The organism is Quisquiliibacterium sp. (genome assembly GCF_982640115.1).
Genome location: NZ_CEXFHW010000104.1, coordinates 1 through 14,233, shown reverse-complemented (window position 1 = coordinate 14,233; position 14,233 = coordinate 1). Strand labels below are relative to the sequence as shown.

Annotated in this window: 13 protein-coding genes and 1 pseudogene; 8 read left to right on the top strand and 6 right to left on the bottom strand. The window is 71.9% G+C overall.

Translation table 11 applies throughout. The features are described from left to right. Together AC2H6A_RS12400 and AC2H6A_RS12395 are read right to left on the bottom strand one after the other, a co-directional pair. The coding region (locus AC2H6A_RS12400) for a carbonic anhydrase family protein (RefSeq protein WP_484273912.1) at positions 1–553 on the bottom strand (553 nt) is incomplete at its 3' end. Between the two features lie 313 nt (positions 554–866). Beyond that, the gene (locus AC2H6A_RS12395) at positions 867–1,442 is read right to left on the bottom strand and encodes a YaeQ family protein (RefSeq protein WP_484273911.1); all 576 of its coding nucleotides are present in this window, start codon (positions 1,440–1,442) and stop codon (positions 867–869) included. A 71-nt stretch (positions 1,443–1,513) separates the two neighbouring features. Here AC2H6A_RS12395 and AC2H6A_RS12390 point away from each other — a divergent pair, with 71 nt between their 5' ends. Beyond that, entirely contained in the window at positions 1,514–3,109 is a 1,596-nt protein-coding gene (locus AC2H6A_RS12390) for a GMC family oxidoreductase (protein ID WP_484273910.1), read from the top strand. Positions 3,110–3,177: 68 nt separating this feature from the next. Here the strand turns inward: AC2H6A_RS12390 and AC2H6A_RS12385 are convergent, their stop codons facing one another. Then, positions 3,178–4,116 carry an alpha/beta hydrolase gene (locus AC2H6A_RS12385; protein ID WP_484273909.1) on the bottom strand — a complete coding sequence of 313 codons (939 nt, stop codon included), beginning with the start codon at positions 4,114–4,116 and terminating at the stop codon, positions 3,178–3,180. A gap of 136 nt (positions 4,117–4,252) precedes the next feature. Between AC2H6A_RS12385 and AC2H6A_RS12380 the strand changes: the two genes are divergently transcribed. Next, complete coding sequence (locus AC2H6A_RS12380; RefSeq protein WP_484273908.1) at positions 4,253–5,134, top strand: NAD(P)-dependent oxidoreductase; 882 nt, start codon at positions 4,253–4,255, stop codon at positions 5,132–5,134. A gap of 54 nt (positions 5,135–5,188) precedes the next feature. Here AC2H6A_RS12380 and AC2H6A_RS12375 read toward each other — a convergent pair whose 3' ends face one another. After that, positions 5,189–5,989 carry an enoyl-CoA hydratase gene (locus AC2H6A_RS12375; protein WP_484273907.1) on the bottom strand — a complete coding sequence of 267 codons (801 nt, stop codon included), beginning with the start codon at positions 5,987–5,989 and terminating at the stop codon, positions 5,189–5,191. 281 nt (positions 5,990–6,270) lie between these two features. Between AC2H6A_RS12375 and AC2H6A_RS12370 the strand changes: the two genes are divergently transcribed. From AC2H6A_RS12370 to AC2H6A_RS12345, 6 genes are all read left to right on the top strand, one after another. Beyond that, the gene (locus tag AC2H6A_RS12370; protein WP_484273906.1) at positions 6,271–7,191 is read left to right on the top strand and encodes an MBL fold metallo-hydrolase; all 921 of its coding nucleotides are present in this window, start codon (positions 6,271–6,273) and stop codon (positions 7,189–7,191) included. 72 nt (positions 7,192–7,263) lie between these two features. After that, positions 7,264–8,253: a Bug family tripartite tricarboxylate transporter substrate binding protein gene (locus AC2H6A_RS12365; protein WP_484273905.1), complete on the top strand. Its 990-nt coding sequence runs from the start codon at positions 7,264–7,266 to the stop codon at positions 8,251–8,253. A 10-nt stretch (positions 8,254–8,263) separates the two neighbouring features. Next, complete coding sequence (locus AC2H6A_RS12360; protein ID WP_484273904.1) at positions 8,264–9,952, top strand: acyl-CoA dehydrogenase family protein; 1,689 nt, start codon at positions 8,264–8,266, stop codon at positions 9,950–9,952. Next, positions 9,949–11,145 carry a CaiB/BaiF CoA transferase family protein gene (locus tag AC2H6A_RS12355; RefSeq protein ID WP_484273903.1) on the top strand — a complete coding sequence of 399 codons (1,197 nt, stop codon included), beginning with the start codon at positions 9,949–9,951 and terminating at the stop codon, positions 11,143–11,145. Before AC2H6A_RS12360 ends, AC2H6A_RS12355 begins: the two co-directional genes overlap by 4 nt. Before the next feature lie 60 nt (positions 11,146–11,205). Further along, on the top strand, positions 11,206–12,180 hold the full coding sequence (locus AC2H6A_RS12350) for a Bug family tripartite tricarboxylate transporter substrate binding protein (protein ID WP_484273902.1): 975 nt from the start codon (positions 11,206–11,208) through the stop codon (positions 12,178–12,180). An 80-nt stretch (positions 12,181–12,260) separates the two neighbouring features. Next, positions 12,261–12,629 carry a VOC family protein gene (locus tag AC2H6A_RS12345; protein ID WP_484273901.1) on the top strand — a complete coding sequence of 123 codons (369 nt, stop codon included), beginning with the start codon at positions 12,261–12,263 and terminating at the stop codon, positions 12,627–12,629. A gap of 36 nt (positions 12,630–12,665) precedes the next feature. Here AC2H6A_RS12345 and AC2H6A_RS12340 read toward each other — a convergent pair whose 3' ends face one another. Then, positions 12,666–13,871: a CaiB/BaiF CoA transferase family protein gene (locus AC2H6A_RS12340; protein ID WP_484273900.1), complete on the bottom strand. Its 1,206-nt coding sequence runs from the start codon at positions 13,869–13,871 to the stop codon at positions 12,666–12,668. Between the two features lie 44 nt (positions 13,872–13,915). Next, positions 13,916–14,233, bottom strand: a pseudogene (locus AC2H6A_RS12335) (hypothetical protein); the annotation flags it as partial.

Genomic DNA, 14,233 nt, shown 5'->3' with positions numbered 1-14,233 from the left:
CCATCACCGACAGCGTGTTGCCGGGGCTGGTGCTCACCTGCACGGTGTGGCCGTTGTCGGTCACCGAGAAGGCGCTCGCCCGGTACTCGAAGCGGATTGGCTCGAGGTCCACCTGGATCCCGCCGCGGATGTTGATCGGCGACTGCCTCGCGCCTTCCGCGCAGCGTGCGAACTCCGGCTTCAGGCGCCACCAGTTCTCGGGTCCGCCCTCGCCGCTGTAGCTCCAGTGGGCCGATCGGCCATGCCCGTGTCCGCCGGCCTCACGTCCGGGAGTCGACGTCGTGCCGGCGGCATCGGCACGCGTTGCGCCGTGGCCACCGACCGCTGCGGTGGTGGCGGTGGTGGCCGCGGGCGGACGCGGTCTTGGCGCCACGCCCGCCACCGGTGGCTCGGGCGCCTTCACCCGGATGACCAGCCCGTTGGTGGGCGAGGTGCGCGCATCGCGAGAACGCGACAGCGACTCGGCGATCTTCGCGCTCAGGCTCTGCAGCTGTGCGGCCTCCTGCGCCTCCTTCGCGCTGGCGGTCGCCCTGGCCTCGCGGGATTCCTTCACGGGCCTTGCCTCGGCACTGTCGCGCGGACTTCGCGAGGGCCTGGGCTCGGGCGCATCACTCGCGAAGGCGAGCGCAGGCAAGGCGAAGCTCGCCGCGGTCAGCAGCACCGCGAACGGATGGGCGCGGCGTCTTGCGGCGGGGTCGGGCGGTGCGTGTGGCAGGCGAAACGGGTCGCAACCGGTGGTCATGGCGGCAGGAGTCCTCAGTCAGGCGCGGGACGCAGCCACGATGGCGGCGATCCGGCGGCTCGTCGCTTGCTTCGGCACCCGGGCCGAAGACTTGAGGACCCGGCGGCGACCGGCCGCCCGTTGCCTACTGGCGGTCGGTCTCGCGGCCGCCGTCGGGCAGGCCAGGCTTGAGCACGTCGAGGCTGATGGCGGCACTGCGCTGGCCATCGCTCGCCAGCACCTCGCCCTCCTGCACCGTGCACGACAGGCTCATCGTCCGTTGCGCCATCGCCGCCAGTGCGCGCGTGCCGTCCTCGTCACACTGCAGCACCCGCAGATGGGCGTGACGGGCGAGCGCGGCCTGGTTCTGTCGCCACCAGAGGTCGGCCCGCGCCCCGCCGTAGGTCAGCAGCACCACCCTCGGCGCACGGGCAGCGGCCTTGCGCAACCACTTCTCGTCGGGCAGTCCCACGGCGATCCAGAGTTGAAGCTGCCCGGTGTCATCGCTGATGGCCAGATCGGGCTCATCCTCGCTGGACAGGCCACGCCCGAAACCCAGTGCCGGATCGGCGTGCAGCGCGAAGGCCAGCACCCGGACCATCAGACGCTCCTCGGTCTCGGAGGGGTGACGGGCCAGCGTGAGGGCGTGGTCGGCGTAGTAGCCGCGGTCGAGGTCGGCGACCGACAGCTGGGCCTTGTGGATCGTGGATCGCAGCGCCATGGTGCCGCAGGGTAGCAGAGCGTGCGCGCCGGTTAGGATAGGCGCTGCCGGCGGTCCGGCGCGGAGTCATCATGTTCGACTATGTGATCGTGGGCGGCGGCTCGGCGGGCTGCGTGCTGGCGGGGCGCCTGAGCGAGGACCCGCGCGTGCGGGTCTGCCTGCTCGAGGCCGGCCCGCCCGATGACAGCGTGCTCATCCGCATGCCCGCCGGGCTGGCGCTGCTCGCGAAGAATCAGCAGGCCAACTGGGGCCTGCAGACCGTGCCGCAGCCGGGCCTGAACGGCCGGCGCGGCTATCAGCCCCGCGGCAAGGTGCTGGGCGGCTCCAGTTCCATCAACGCCATGATCTACATCCGCGGGCACCCGGCCGATTACGATGGCTGGGCCGCGCAGGGCAACCCCGGCTGGGCGTGGGCCGATGTGCTGCCCAGCTTCCGTCGCGCCGAGAACAACGAGCGCGGCGGCGATGACTTCCATGGCGTGGGCGGTCCGCTCAATGTCATGGACCTGCGCTCGCCCAACCCCTTCGGCCCGCGCTTCATCGAGGCGGCCGGCCAGTGCGGCCATGCGTTCAATCGCGACTTCAACGGTCCCGACCCCGAGGGCGTGGGCCCCTATCAGGTCACCCACCGCGATGGCGAGCGCTTCAGCGCGGCGCGCGCCTACCTCGAGCCGGCGCGCAGCCGGCCCAACCTCAGCGTGGTCACCGGCGCGCAGGTCACGCGGGTGATGTTCGAGGCGGGCCGGGCCTGCGGGGTGGCGTACCGGCTGGGGGGCGAAACCCGTCAGGCCCTGGCCGCGGCCGAGGTGCTGCTCTCGGCTGGCGCCTTCGGCTCACCGCAGCTGCTGATGCTCTCGGGCATCGGGCCGGGCGAGCACCTGCGCAGCCTGGGGCTGCCGGTTCTGGTCGACCAGCCGGGCGTGGGCGCGCAGCTGCACGACCACATCGATGTGGTGCAGGTGTTCGACGCGCCCGGCGCGCATGATCTGTTCGCGCTGTCCTTGCCCGGCGCGGTACGCGCGCTGCGCGGCCTGATGCAGTGGCGACGCGAGCGTCGCGGCATGCTCACCACCAACTTCGCCGAGGCCGGCGGCTTCATCCGCAGCGACCCGGCCGAGCCGATTCCCGACCTGCAGCTGCACTTCGTGATCGGCAAGCTCGTCGATCACGGCCGCAAGACGGTCTTCGGGCCGGGCTTTTCCTGCCATGTCTGCCTGCTGCGTCCGCGCAGCCGCGGCAGCGTGCGCCTGGCCAGCCCCGACCCGGCCGCCGCGCCGCTGATCGACCCGGCCTTCCTGACCGACCCCGATGACCTTCGTCGCCTGGTGCGCGGCTTCCGACTGATGCGCGAGATCATGCATGCGCCGGCGCTGGCACCCTGGCGCGGGCGCGAACTCGGCGGCTCGGCCCAGGCCACCACCGATGCGCAGATCGAGGCCTTCATCCGTGACCACGCCGACACCATCTATCACCCGGTAGGCAGCTGCCGCATGGGCCCCGATGAACAGGATGTCGTCGATGCCCGGCTGCGGGTGCGCGGCGTGAGCGGGCTGCGAGTGGTCGATGCCTCGGTGATGCCGGCGATCGTCGGCGGCAACACCAACGCGCCCACGATCATGATCGCCGAGCGCGCGGTGGATTTCATCCGCGCGGCCCGGGCGGCCTGAGCGGCGCAGCCCCGGGGCAGGCCGGGCGCGTGTCGCGGCCCGGCCGGCGCGTTGGCGGGACGCCCGGTTCAGCCCAGCGCGCGTTTCAGGGCGGTGGCGCAGAAGGCCACTGCGGTGTTGGCTTCGGTCAGCACCTTGCCCATGGTGATGAAGCCATGGATCTGCCGCTCGAAGCACACATACTGGGCCTGGTTGCCGGCCGCCGAGAGCGCGTCGGCGTACTGCAGGCCCTCGTCGCGCAGCGGGTCGAAGCCGGCGGTGAGCACCAGGGCCGGCGGCAGTCCGCCGAGCCTGTCGTGCAGCAGCGGCGAGGCGCGCCAGTCCTGGCGCTCGGCCTCGCTGTTCAGGTAGTGGCCGTAGAAGTAGCTGATGGTGTCGTGCGTGAGCAGATAGCCCTGGCCGTTCACGCGGTGCGAGTCGCTGCCCATGCGGAAGTCGGCGCAGGGATAGATCAGCAGCTGGAAGGCGAGCGGGGTGTCGCCGGCATCGCGCGCGGCGATCGCCACCACCGCGGCGAGATTGCCGCCGGCGCTGTCGCCGCCCACGGCCAGCCGGGAGGGGTCGATGGCGAGCGAAGCCGCGTTGGCCGAGACCCAGCGGGTGACCGCGAGGCAGTCATCCACCGCCGCCGGGAAGCGGGCCTCGGGGCCCATGCGGTAATCCACCGAGATCACCGCACAGCCGCTGGCATGGCTCAGCTCGCGGCACAGCACATCATGGGTGTCGAGATCGCCGATCACGAAGCCCCCGCCGTGGAAGTACACCAGGCCGGGAAGCACCTGGCCCGCCTGGCTGCCCCGGGGCCGGTAGCTTCGGCAGGGCACCGGGCCGGCCGGGCCGGGCACCGGCAGGTCGCGCACCTCGGCCATCTCGGGCGCATCGGGCTGGGTGAAGAATCGGCGCTCGCGGTACGAGGCACGCGCCTCGACGGGTGTCTGCTGGTGCACCGCCGGCAGACCACGCTGCTCGATGAGTTGCAACAGGGCCTTGGCTTGCGGGTCGAGCATGGTGTCTCCGGAGTGGCGGGGGTGGGGAGGGCAGCATAGCGCCGACTGCTACCATCGGCATCCGCGGCTGTTCCACCGGGCATCGGCCTGCGCCGTGCCCGCGGCCGTGCCGCATACCCTCGCCAGGGAGTCCCTCGTGTCAGTCATCGCCTTCATCGGTCTGGGCGCCATGGGCGGCCCGATGGCCGCCAACCTGCTCGCCGCCGGCCATGCCCTGCGGGTGTGGAACCGCAGCCCGGACAAGGCCCGGTCGCTGGTCGCGGCCGGCGCCACGGCCTGCCAGGGCATTGCCGAGGCGGTGCGCGGCGCACAGTTCGTGGTCTCGATGGTGGCCGACGACCTTGCCACCCGCGCCGTGATGCTCGGCGAAGAAGGCGTGGTGGCCAGCGCCGCGCCGGGCACGCTGATCCTCGACTGCAGCACCAACACGCCCGCGATGGTGCGGGAGGTGGCCCGCGCGGCCGCCGCGCGCGGCATCGGCCATGTCGACGCCCCGGTGTCGGGCAGCCTTGCCCAGGCGCGCGGCCGCGAACTGGTCTTCATGGTCGGTGGCGAGCCTGCCGATGTCGAGCGCGCGCTGCCGCTGCTGCAGGCCATGGGCAAGTCGCATCGCCACATGGGCCCCTCGGGTGCGGGCGCCACCATCAAGCTGATCAACAACATGCTCTCGGGCACGGTCAATGCCGCGATCGCCGAGGCGCTGCTGGTGGCGCAGGCTGCGGGCCTCGACCCCGAGGCCACGCAGTTCGTGCTCGGCGAGGGCGCAGCCGGGTCGCGGCTGTTCAAGACCAAGATGCCCAAGATCTACGCGCGCGACTTCTCGCCGCAGTTCCAGCTCGCCCTGATGGAAAAGGATCTGCGCTACTTCCTGTCGCTGGCCCAGGAGCTCGATCGCCCGGTGCCCATCGCCTCGCTGGTGCGCAGCCAGATGCAGGCTGCGCGCCGCGCCGATCTCGGCGGGCTCGATGTGTCGGCGGTGTTCCTGCAGGTGTCGGGCGAGCGTCCGCCCCAGGCCTGACGGCCGGGCGACCTTGCGCCACCGCGGCGTCGGCGTTGTCGAGCGGGCGCGGCGTCAGCCGCCGCGCGTCTTCGCTGCCGCCCGGGCTGCGAGGAAGTCGGCCATCATCCGCGTGGGCTCACCGCTGCGGTAGCTGCTGGCAAAGGCGTCCACACCGGCGGTGATCGCCTCGTCGCGCGGCAGGTTCTCCCAGGCCAGCATCAGCTGCTTCTGGGTTCGCAGCGCCTGGGTGCCGCCCCTGGCCAGGCTGGCCAGCCACTGGGCCACCGCCGAATCGAGCTCGGCCTCGGGCACCACGCGCTCGAGCAGGCCCCATTGCAGCGCCTGCGCCGCATCGAAGGTCTCGCCCAGCAGCAGCATTTCGCGCGCCCGGCCCCAGCCCACCAGGTGCGGCAGCAGCGCGGCTTCCACCACCGAGGGGATGCCCAGGTGCACCTCGGGCATGCCGAAGCGCGCGCCCTGCACCGCCACCCGCAGGTCGCAGGCGGCAGCCAGCTCGAGGCCGGCGCCCAGGGTGACGCCGTTGATGCGCGCGATCACGGGCGCCGGGAAGCGCCGCACCGCCTCGCAACAGCGGTGCACCTCGGTGATGAAGGCGCGCGCGCCCTCGATATCGAGGGCCGACATCTCGCCGATGTCGGCGCCGCCCACGAAGGCTCGCTCGCCGGCACCGGTGAGCACCAGGGCCTGCAACGCCTCATCGCCCGCAAGCCCGGCGAGCACGGCCTGCAAGCGGCTCATCAGCGCCCGGTTCATGCTGTTGGCCCGGGCGGTGTTCTCGAGGGTGACCCAGGCCACCCGCATGCCCGGCCGCAGTTCCTCCAGGCGCACGCTGACATCGGCCACGGCTAGCATGTCCGTCCTGCCCGGAGAGTCGCTCGGTTGCTGAACGCGTCGATCTTCATGGCTTCCCTCCCTGGCGGGTGATGGCGGTGCCGCGGCTCGTCGATGAGCTTCGAGGCCGTCGGGGCCCCGTCGCTGGGCGCGCAGCATACGGCAGCCCGGGCACGGCGGCCTGCCACCGTTGCCAGACATCGAGACGGATGCCGGCGCGGCCATCGGCACCGGGGCGGTGCTTTCGCGCTATCGTCGCGCCTGTCGTCATTCCCAGCGCCCCGCTGCCGCGGCCTGCTTCCATGTCCACCTCCCTCTCCTCACCGGTCGCCCCGCCGCGCGCCGATTTCGGTCGCGTCTCGGTCTTCTTCGGCGACAAGAACGGCAAGTATCCCGACGGCAATCAGGTCGTCGTGCGCGGCACCGACTCGCTGGCCGTGTTCGATTCCCCGCCGGTATCCAACCGGGTGGGCGAGGCCTTCGACCGGGCCGACCTGTGCGTGCTCGGTCATGTGCACGAAGACCACATTGCCGGCCTGCACCGCCTGCCGGGCGTGCCGGTGCACGCGCACCGGGCCGATGTCGATGCCCTGCGCAGCTGGGAAGGGCTGGCCCGCCACTACGGCCTGGCGCCGGAGCGCCGCGCGCCGATGCTCGCCAAGATCCGCAAGGATTACGACTACGTCGCCCGCCCCGATGCCCTCGCCTATGACGACGGCGCGAGCTGGGAGCTCGGTGGCTCTCGCGTGCGGGCCATTCATATGCCCGGCCACACCGCCGGCCATTGCGTGCTGCTGATCGAGCCCGAGGGCGTGGCCTTTATTGGCGACATCGACCTCACCGGGTTCGGCCCGTACTACGGCGACGGCACTTCCAGCCTCGCCGACTTCCGCCGCTCGCTCGCCCGGCTGCCCGGCATCCCCGCCCGGGTCTGGGTCACCTCCCATCACCGCGGCGTGTACACCGACCGTGAAGCCATGCTGCAGGCGCTGGCGGCGTTCACGGCCAAGATCGACGAGCGCGAGCGCCGCCTGCTCGAGTTGCTCGCGCCGCAGCCCCGCAGCCTGGCCGAGCTCGTCGCCTGTCGCCTGATGTACCCGCCCGACTACGAGGAATTGTGGGTCGACGATGCCGAGCGGCGCAGCATCACCCAGCACCTGGACGAACTGGTGGCCGACGGCCGCGTGCTGGCCGAGCCTGACGGGATGTTCCGCCTGCGCTGAGTGGCCGCGCCGACGCGGGCGCGCCCGCCGGGGCCAAACCATGCCTTTGCCTCACTTTCTCCGGATCACGACATGAGACGCCGCATCACCACCGGCCTGCTGGCCGCCCTCGGCCTGTCGGCCCTGCCCCTGGGGGCAGCCCGCGCCCAGGCCTTTCCGAACAAGCCGCTGAAGTGGATCGTGCCCTTTCCGCCGGGCGGTCCCACCGACTCCTTCTCGCGCCCCGTGGCGCAGAAGCTCGCCGATGTGCTCGGCCAGCCGGTGGTGGTCGAGAATGTGCCCGGCGCCGGCGCCTCGATCGGCATGGAACGGGTGGCCCGCTCCGCGCCCGATGGCTACACCATCGGCCTGGCCACCACCGGCACCCACTCCATCAATCCGCACCTGTATGGCGCCCGGCTGCCGCACGACACCAGCCGCGACTTCACCCCGCTCACGCTCGGCGTGCGCTACATCAATGTGCTGGTGGTCAACCCGCGGCTGCCGATCACCAGCGTGGCCGAGCTGGTCGCCTATGCCAGGGCCAATCCCGGCAAGGTCACCTTCGGCTCGGCCGGCAACGGCTCGTCCAATCACCTGGCCGGCGAAGCCCTGCGCTATGTCACCGGCGCGCCGATGCAGCACATCCCCTATCGCGGCAGCGCGCTGGCCATGGCCGATGTCATCGCCGGCAACATCACCTTCATGTTCGATGTCACCGTCACCGCCATGCCCTCGGTGAGCGCGGGCCGGGTCCGCGCGCTGGCGGTCTCGGGCGCCCGCCGCTCGCCCTATGTGCCGGGCGTGCCCTCGATGACCGAGGCGGGCTATGCTGGCTTCAGCGAGGTCGGCAGCGATCTCTGGTTCGGCATCGTCGGCCCGGCGGGCATTCCGAAGCCGGTGGTGAGCCGGCTCAACCAGGCTCTCATCCAGTCGCTGCGCTCCACCGAGGTGCGCGAGCGGGTGGCCCTGCAGGGCTTCGAGCTCTGGACCAGCACCCCGGAGGAGTTCGCCGAGGTGATCCGCACTGACCGCGAGCGCTGGGGCAAGCTGGTCAAGGCCTCCGGTGCGCGCATCGACTGAGACCGCCGCCATGTCCGACTCGCCCGTGCCCGACGCCCGCGGCCTGAACCTCTACCGGGCCGATCCGATGGCCGCGCCGATGTTCGCGGCCTACCTGCCCGGCCCGCTGATGGCCCACCTCGCGCCGCACTTCGACCGGCTGGGCGCGCTGGCCGGCGGCCGGCTCGACGAGCTCGCGGGCATTGCCGATCGCCATCCGCCCACGCTGTCGGTGCGCAGCCGTCGCGGCATCGACGAGTCGCGCATCGACAAGCATCCCGCCTATGTCGCGATGGAGCGCCTGGGCTTCGCCGACTTCGGGCTCGCGGCCTTGTCGCACCGCGGCGGCGTGCTCGGCTGGCCCGAGCCGATGCCGCCGGCGGCCAAGTACGCGCTGACCTATCTCTTCGTGCAGGCCGAGTTCGGCCTGTGCTGCCCGATCAGCATGACCGACTCGCTGGCCCGCACGCTGCGCCGCTTCGGCGAGCCGGCGCTGGTGGAGCGCTACCTGCCGCAGGTCACCGCGCTGGACTTCGACGAGCTGCGCCAGGGCGCGATGTTCATGACCGAGCAGGGCGCCGGCTCCGATGTGGCCGCCACCGCCACGCTGGCGCAGCCGCTGCCCGACGGCAGCTGGGCGCTCACCGGCGACAAGTGGTTCTGCTCGAATGCCGACGCCGGCCTGGCCATGGTGCTCGCGCGCAGCGAGCAGGCCCCCGGCATGGCCGGCATCTCGCTCTTCCTGCTGCCGCGCGAGCTGCCCGACGGCTCGCTCAACCGCTACCGCATCCTGCGCCTGAAGGACAAGCTCGGCACGCGCTCGATGGCCAGCGGCGAGATCCGGCTGGAGGGCGCGCGCGCCTGGCTGGTGGGCGAGCGCGGCCGCGGCTTCAAGCACATGGCCGACATGATCAACAATTCGCGCCTGTCCAACGGGGTGCGCGCCGCCGGCCTGATGCGCCGCGCGCTGACCGAGGCGCTGCATGTGGCTCATCACCGCCAGGCCTTCGGCCAGCCGCTGGCGGCGCTGCCGCTGATGCGCCGCCAGCTGCTCAAGATGAGCGTGCGCGCCGAGCAGGCCCGCACCATGGCCTTCCTGACCGCCCAGGCCCTGCAGCGCGCCGACGCCGGCGAGCCGGGCGCGGCGGCGCTTGCCCGCATTCTCACGCCGCTCATCAAGTTCCGGGCCTGCCGGGACGCGCGGGTGGTCACCGGCGATGCGATGGAGGTGCGCGGCGGCTGCGGCTACATCGAGGAGTGGAGCGATCCGCGCCTGCTGCGCGATGCCCACCTCGGCTCGATCTGGGAGGGCACCAGCAACATCGTCGCGCTCGATGTGCTGCGCGCCATCCGCCGCGAGGGCTCCCTGCCGGCGCTGCGCGCGCGGGTCGAGCAGCTGCTGGCCACCGGCGCGCCGGTGGCCCCGGCGCTGGCGGCCGGGCAGGCGCAGGCCCTCACGCGCGCCTTCGACTTCGCTGCGCGCGCCGCGCAGGACGGACACGACCACCTCGCCCGCCAGGCTGCCTCGGCGCTCTATCACGCGGTTACGCTCGCCGGCCTTCGCCATGAGGCTGCGCAGCCCGGGCTGGCCCTGCGCGCCTGGCTCGCCGATCTGGTGCTGGCCCATCGACTCGGGCCGCGCGATCCGCTCGCCGACGATGACGGCGCCCATGATGACCCGCGCTGCGCGGCCCTGCTTGCCCTCGGAGACACGCCATGACCTCCCCCTCCCTGCCGCTGGCCGGCATCCGCGTGCTCGATCTTTCTGCCGTCTACTCCGGCCCCATGGCCGCCGCCCTGCTCGCCGACCAGGGCGCCGAAGTGATCAAGGTCGAGACCGCCGGCGGCGACATCGCCCGTCGGGTGGGCCCGGCCAAGGGCGACATCTCGGCGGTGTTCGCGGCCATGAATCGCGGCAAGCGCTCGATCGTGCTCGACCTCAAGAGCGAGGCCGGGCGCGAGGTGCTGCGAGACCTCATCGGTCGCGCCGATGTGCTGATGGAAAATTTCCGCCCTGGCGTGCTGTCCCGCCTCGGCTTCAGCCGCGACGCGCTGCGTGCGCTCAATCCGCGCCTGATCTACCTCTCGATCACCGGCTTCGGCCAGGATGGGCCCTACACCGAGGCCCGGGTCTACGACGCCGTGATCCAGGCGGTCTCGGGCATGTGCGCCTCGCACCTCGAGAAGCCCGGCATGGAGCCGGGCCTGGTGGCCACCACCATCTGCGACAAGCTCACCGCCATGACTGCCGCTCAGGCGGTCACCGCGGCACTGCTCGCGCGCGAGCGCGACGGCGAGGGCCGGGTGGTGGAGCTCTCGATGCTCGATACCGCGCTGGCCTTCAACTGGCCTGACGCGATGTACAACCACATGTTCCTCGACGAGCCGCCGGCGGCCTTCCCCGAGGTGGGCGGCACCCTGCGGCCCTATCGCACCCGGGATGGCTACCTCGCCACCATGACGCCGCAGCAGGACGAGTTCGAGGCGCTGTGCCGGGGCCTGGGCGAGCCGGCGCTGGCTGCCGACCCGCGCTTCTCGTCCACGCAGGCGCGCTCGCGCCATCCGAAGGAGCTGCGCGCGGCGCTCGAGCCGCTGTTCGCCCGCCACGGCACCGACGAGCTGGTGGCCCGCCTGCACGAGGCCGACGCGCCGGTGGGCAAGGTCAACCTCAAGCCCGAGGTGATCGATGACCCGCAGGTGGTGCACAACCGCGCCCTGGTCGAGATCGACCACGGCGACATCGGCCGGGTGCGCGTGGCGCGGGCAGCCGCCCGCTTCGGCGAGACCGACGCGCCGGTGCCCGGCCCGGCGCCGCACCTCGGCGAACACGGCCGACAGGTGCTCGAGCAGCTCGGCTACGACCCCGAACGCATCGCGGCGCTGCAGGCCGCGGGCGCGGTACGCCTGCCCTGATTCCGTCCCTCGTCTGCCCCGTTTCCCACCCGCACTTCCGCTTCACCTGGAGACACCCTCATGACCCGCCCTACCAACCCGCGCCGTGCGCTGATGGTTCTTGCCTGCGCCGCGGCGGTCCTGCCCGCCACCGCGCCCGCCCAGAGCGACTTCCCGAACAAGCCCATCCGCGTGATCGTGCCCTTCGCCGCTGGCAGCGGTGCTGATGGCGCCACCCGCGTGATCGCCGAGCAGATGCAGCGCACGCTCGGCCAGACCCTGGTGGTGGAGAACCGCCCCGGCGGCAGCGGTGCGGTCGCGGTGCTGGCGGTCAAGCAGGCGCCGGCCGACGGCTACACCGTGCTGGTGGGCACCAACTCGCCGATGTCGGTCAACCCGATCGTCATGAAGAACCCGGGCTATGACTCGGTCAAGGACTTCAAGCCGGTCAACGGCATCCTGCGCAGCATGAATGTCTGGTACGTGGCCAACGAGTCGCCGATCCGCTCGATCCCCGACCTGGTCGCCGCAGCCAAGAGCAAGCCGGTATCGGTAGGCAGCTACTCGGCCGGCTATCACCTCGGCATCGAGTGGGTGGCTGCGCTGGGCGGCGTCAAGGTCAACTATGTCAACTACAAGGGTCAGGCCCAGGCGATCACCGATGTGATCGGCCGGGCGCTCGATGTCGGCATGGGCGACATGTCGGGCGCGCTGCCGCTGATCCAGTCAGGCAAGATCCGCGCGATCGCGGTCTCGGGCGCCACCCGCCATCCCGGGCTGCCCAACGTGCCCGCCATCCGCGAGACCTTCCCCGAGTACGAAAACTATGCCTGGACCTCGTTCTTCGTGCGCGCCGAGACGCCGCCCGAGGTGCACGGCAAGCTGGTGGCCGCGATGCAGGCCGCGCTGAGAACCCCCGAGATGAAGCGCTACTTCGAGGTCAACGGCAGCGATCCCATGATCGACTTCGGTCCGGAGCGCATGGGCGAGCACCTGCGCCAGGAGATCGCCCGTTTCCGCCGCGTGGCCGACGCGGCCGGCATCAAGGCGGAGTAAGTCGGGCTCTGCCGCGATGTCGTCGGCCGGGTGCTATCGTGAAGCATCGGGCCGCTGCCCCTCTCCCGTGAAAGGTCGTCATGATTGGCTATGTCACTTTCGGCACCAATGATCTCCCCCGCGCTGCAGCCTTCTATGACGCCCTGCTGGCCGAGATGGCGGCCAAGCGGGTGTGGGACACCGATCGCGGCATCGGCTGGGGTGTCTCGCGCAGCCAGCCCACGCTCGGCCTGCTCGCGCCCTTCGACGGCCAGCCGGCCACGCCCGGCAACGGCACCATGGTGGCCCTCATGGCCGGCAGCCGCGAGATGGTCGACAGGCTCCACGCGCGGGCGCTGGCCCTGGGCGGCACCGACGAGGGGTCGCCCGGCGATCGCGGCGGCGGTTTCTACGGCGCCTACTTCCGCGACCCCGACGGCAACAAGCTCTGCTTCTTCCACTTCGGCTGAGCGTTCGCGGCCGACCAGTGCCGGGCGGCCGCGGCCTCAACCAGCCACGATCCCGCGCTCGCGCAGCGCGCTGATCTGCGCTTCGGTAAGCCCGATCTCGCGCAGCACCGCGTCGCTGTCCTGGCCGAGGGCGGGCGCATTGCGCCGGTGGCCGCCGGGCGTACGCGACAGCCTGGGCACCACGCCCGGCACCGCCAGCGGGAAGCCATCGGCGAGCGTCACCGAGTCGATCATGCCGCGGGCCTGATAGTGCGGATCGGCGGCAATGTCCGCCACGGTGTAGATGCGCCCGGCCGGCACCGCCGCGGCATCGAGGGCCTCGAGCACCTGGGTCACGCTGCGCTGCGCTGCCCAGTCGCCGATCGCGGCGTCGATCTCGGCCACGCGGGCCACCCGTCCGGCGTTGCCGGCGAGCGCCGGGTCCTGCCCGAGGTCGTCGCGGCCGATGGCGCTCATCAGGCGGCGGAAGATGCTGTCGCCATTGCCGGCGATGAGCGCATAGCCGCCGTCGGCGCAGCGATAGGCGTTGCTCGGCGCGATGCCCGGCAGCGCGCTGCCGGCGGGCTCGCGCACCACGCCAAAGGCGCTGTGCTCGGGCAGCAGGCTCTCCATGCAGTTGAACACCGCCTCGTAGAGCGCCACATCGATCACCTGGCCCAGCCCCGAGCGCTCGCGCTCGCGCAGCGCCATCAGGATGCCGATCACCCCGTGCAGCGCGGCCAGGGTGTCGCCGATGCTCACCCCCACCCGCACCGGCACCCGGCCGGGCTCGGCGGTGAGGTGGCGCAGGCCGCCCATGGCCTCGGCCACCACGCCGAAGCCGGGCTTGTCGCGGTAGGGGCCGCTCTGGCCGAAGCCGCTCACCCGCAGCATCACCAGCCGCGGATTGATCGCCAGCAGCGCCTCGGGGCCCAGCCCCCAGCCCTCCATGGCGCCGGGCCGGAAGTTCTCGATCAGCACATCGGCCTCGCGTACCAGGCGGCGCACGATGTCCTGGGCCTGCGCTTCGCGCAGGTCGAGCGCGAGCGAGCGCTTGTTGCGCGACTGCACCTGCCACCACACCGAGGTGCCGTCGCGGATCAGGCGCCACTGGCGCAAGGGGTCGCCCACCCCGGGCGGCTCGATCTTGATGACCTCGGCGCCGAAGTCAGCGAGGGTCTTGGCGGCGAAGGGGCCGGCGATGAGCTGGCCGAGTTCGATCACCTTCAGGCCGGCGAGCGGCCCGGTTGCCTGCGTGTCCATGGCTGCGGACTCTGATGCCGACGGCGCCGGCCGTCCACCCCTGCTCAGCGGGCGCGGTTTCGCAAACGGCCCGCCAGCCCGAGCAGTGCGGCCAGACCGAGCAGCGACAGGGTGGGTGGCGCAGGCACCTCGCCGCCGCCTCCGCTCAGGTCGACCCGCAGGAAGTCGTTGCCGCAGGCCTCGCCCCAGTGGACCACCAGTTCGCCCAGGCCGTTGAGCGAGCCGAGATCGCTCAGCTTGACGATCGCCTGGTAGGCGGTGTGCTCGCCGATGGTCTCGTAGGCCAGGGTGGCCAGGCGCGCCAGGCTGAAGCCCACGGTGTAGTCGTCGCTGATCTGGCTGGGCGCGCCCACGCCGAGCAG

Bases quoted from the DNA above. Each gene is read 5' to 3' on its own strand.
- AC2H6A_RS12395 (WP_484273911.1), bottom strand. From the start codon at position 1,442: ATGGCGCTGCGATCCACGATCCACAAGGCCCAGCTGTCGGTCGCCGAC.
- AC2H6A_RS12390 (WP_484273910.1), top strand. From the start codon at position 1,514: ATGTTCGACTATGTGATCGTGGGCGGCGGCTCGGCGGGCTGCGTGCTG.
- AC2H6A_RS12385 (WP_484273909.1), bottom strand. From the start codon at position 4,116: ATGCTCGACCCGCAAGCCAAGGCCCTGTTGCAACTCATCGAGCAGCGT.
- AC2H6A_RS12375 (WP_484273907.1), bottom strand. From the start codon at position 5,989: ATGCTAGCCGTGGCCGATGTCAGCGTGCGCCTGGAGGAACTGCGGCCG.
- AC2H6A_RS12370 (WP_484273906.1), top strand. From the start codon at position 6,271: ATGTCCACCTCCCTCTCCTCACCGGTCGCCCCGCCGCGCGCCGATTTC.
- AC2H6A_RS12365 (WP_484273905.1), top strand. From the start codon at position 7,264: ATGAGACGCCGCATCACCACCGGCCTGCTGGCCGCCCTCGGCCTGTCG.
- AC2H6A_RS12360 (WP_484273904.1), top strand. From the start codon at position 8,264: ATGTCCGACTCGCCCGTGCCCGACGCCCGCGGCCTGAACCTCTACCGG.
- AC2H6A_RS12355 (WP_484273903.1), top strand. From the start codon at position 9,949: ATGACCTCCCCCTCCCTGCCGCTGGCCGGCATCCGCGTGCTCGATCTT.
- AC2H6A_RS12350 (WP_484273902.1), top strand. From the start codon at position 11,206: ATGACCCGCCCTACCAACCCGCGCCGTGCGCTGATGGTTCTTGCCTGC.
- AC2H6A_RS12345 (WP_484273901.1), top strand. From the start codon at position 12,261: ATGATTGGCTATGTCACTTTCGGCACCAATGATCTCCCCCGCGCTGCA.
- AC2H6A_RS12340 (WP_484273900.1), bottom strand. From the start codon at position 13,871: ATGGACACGCAGGCAACCGGGCCGCTCGCCGGCCTGAAGGTGATCGAA.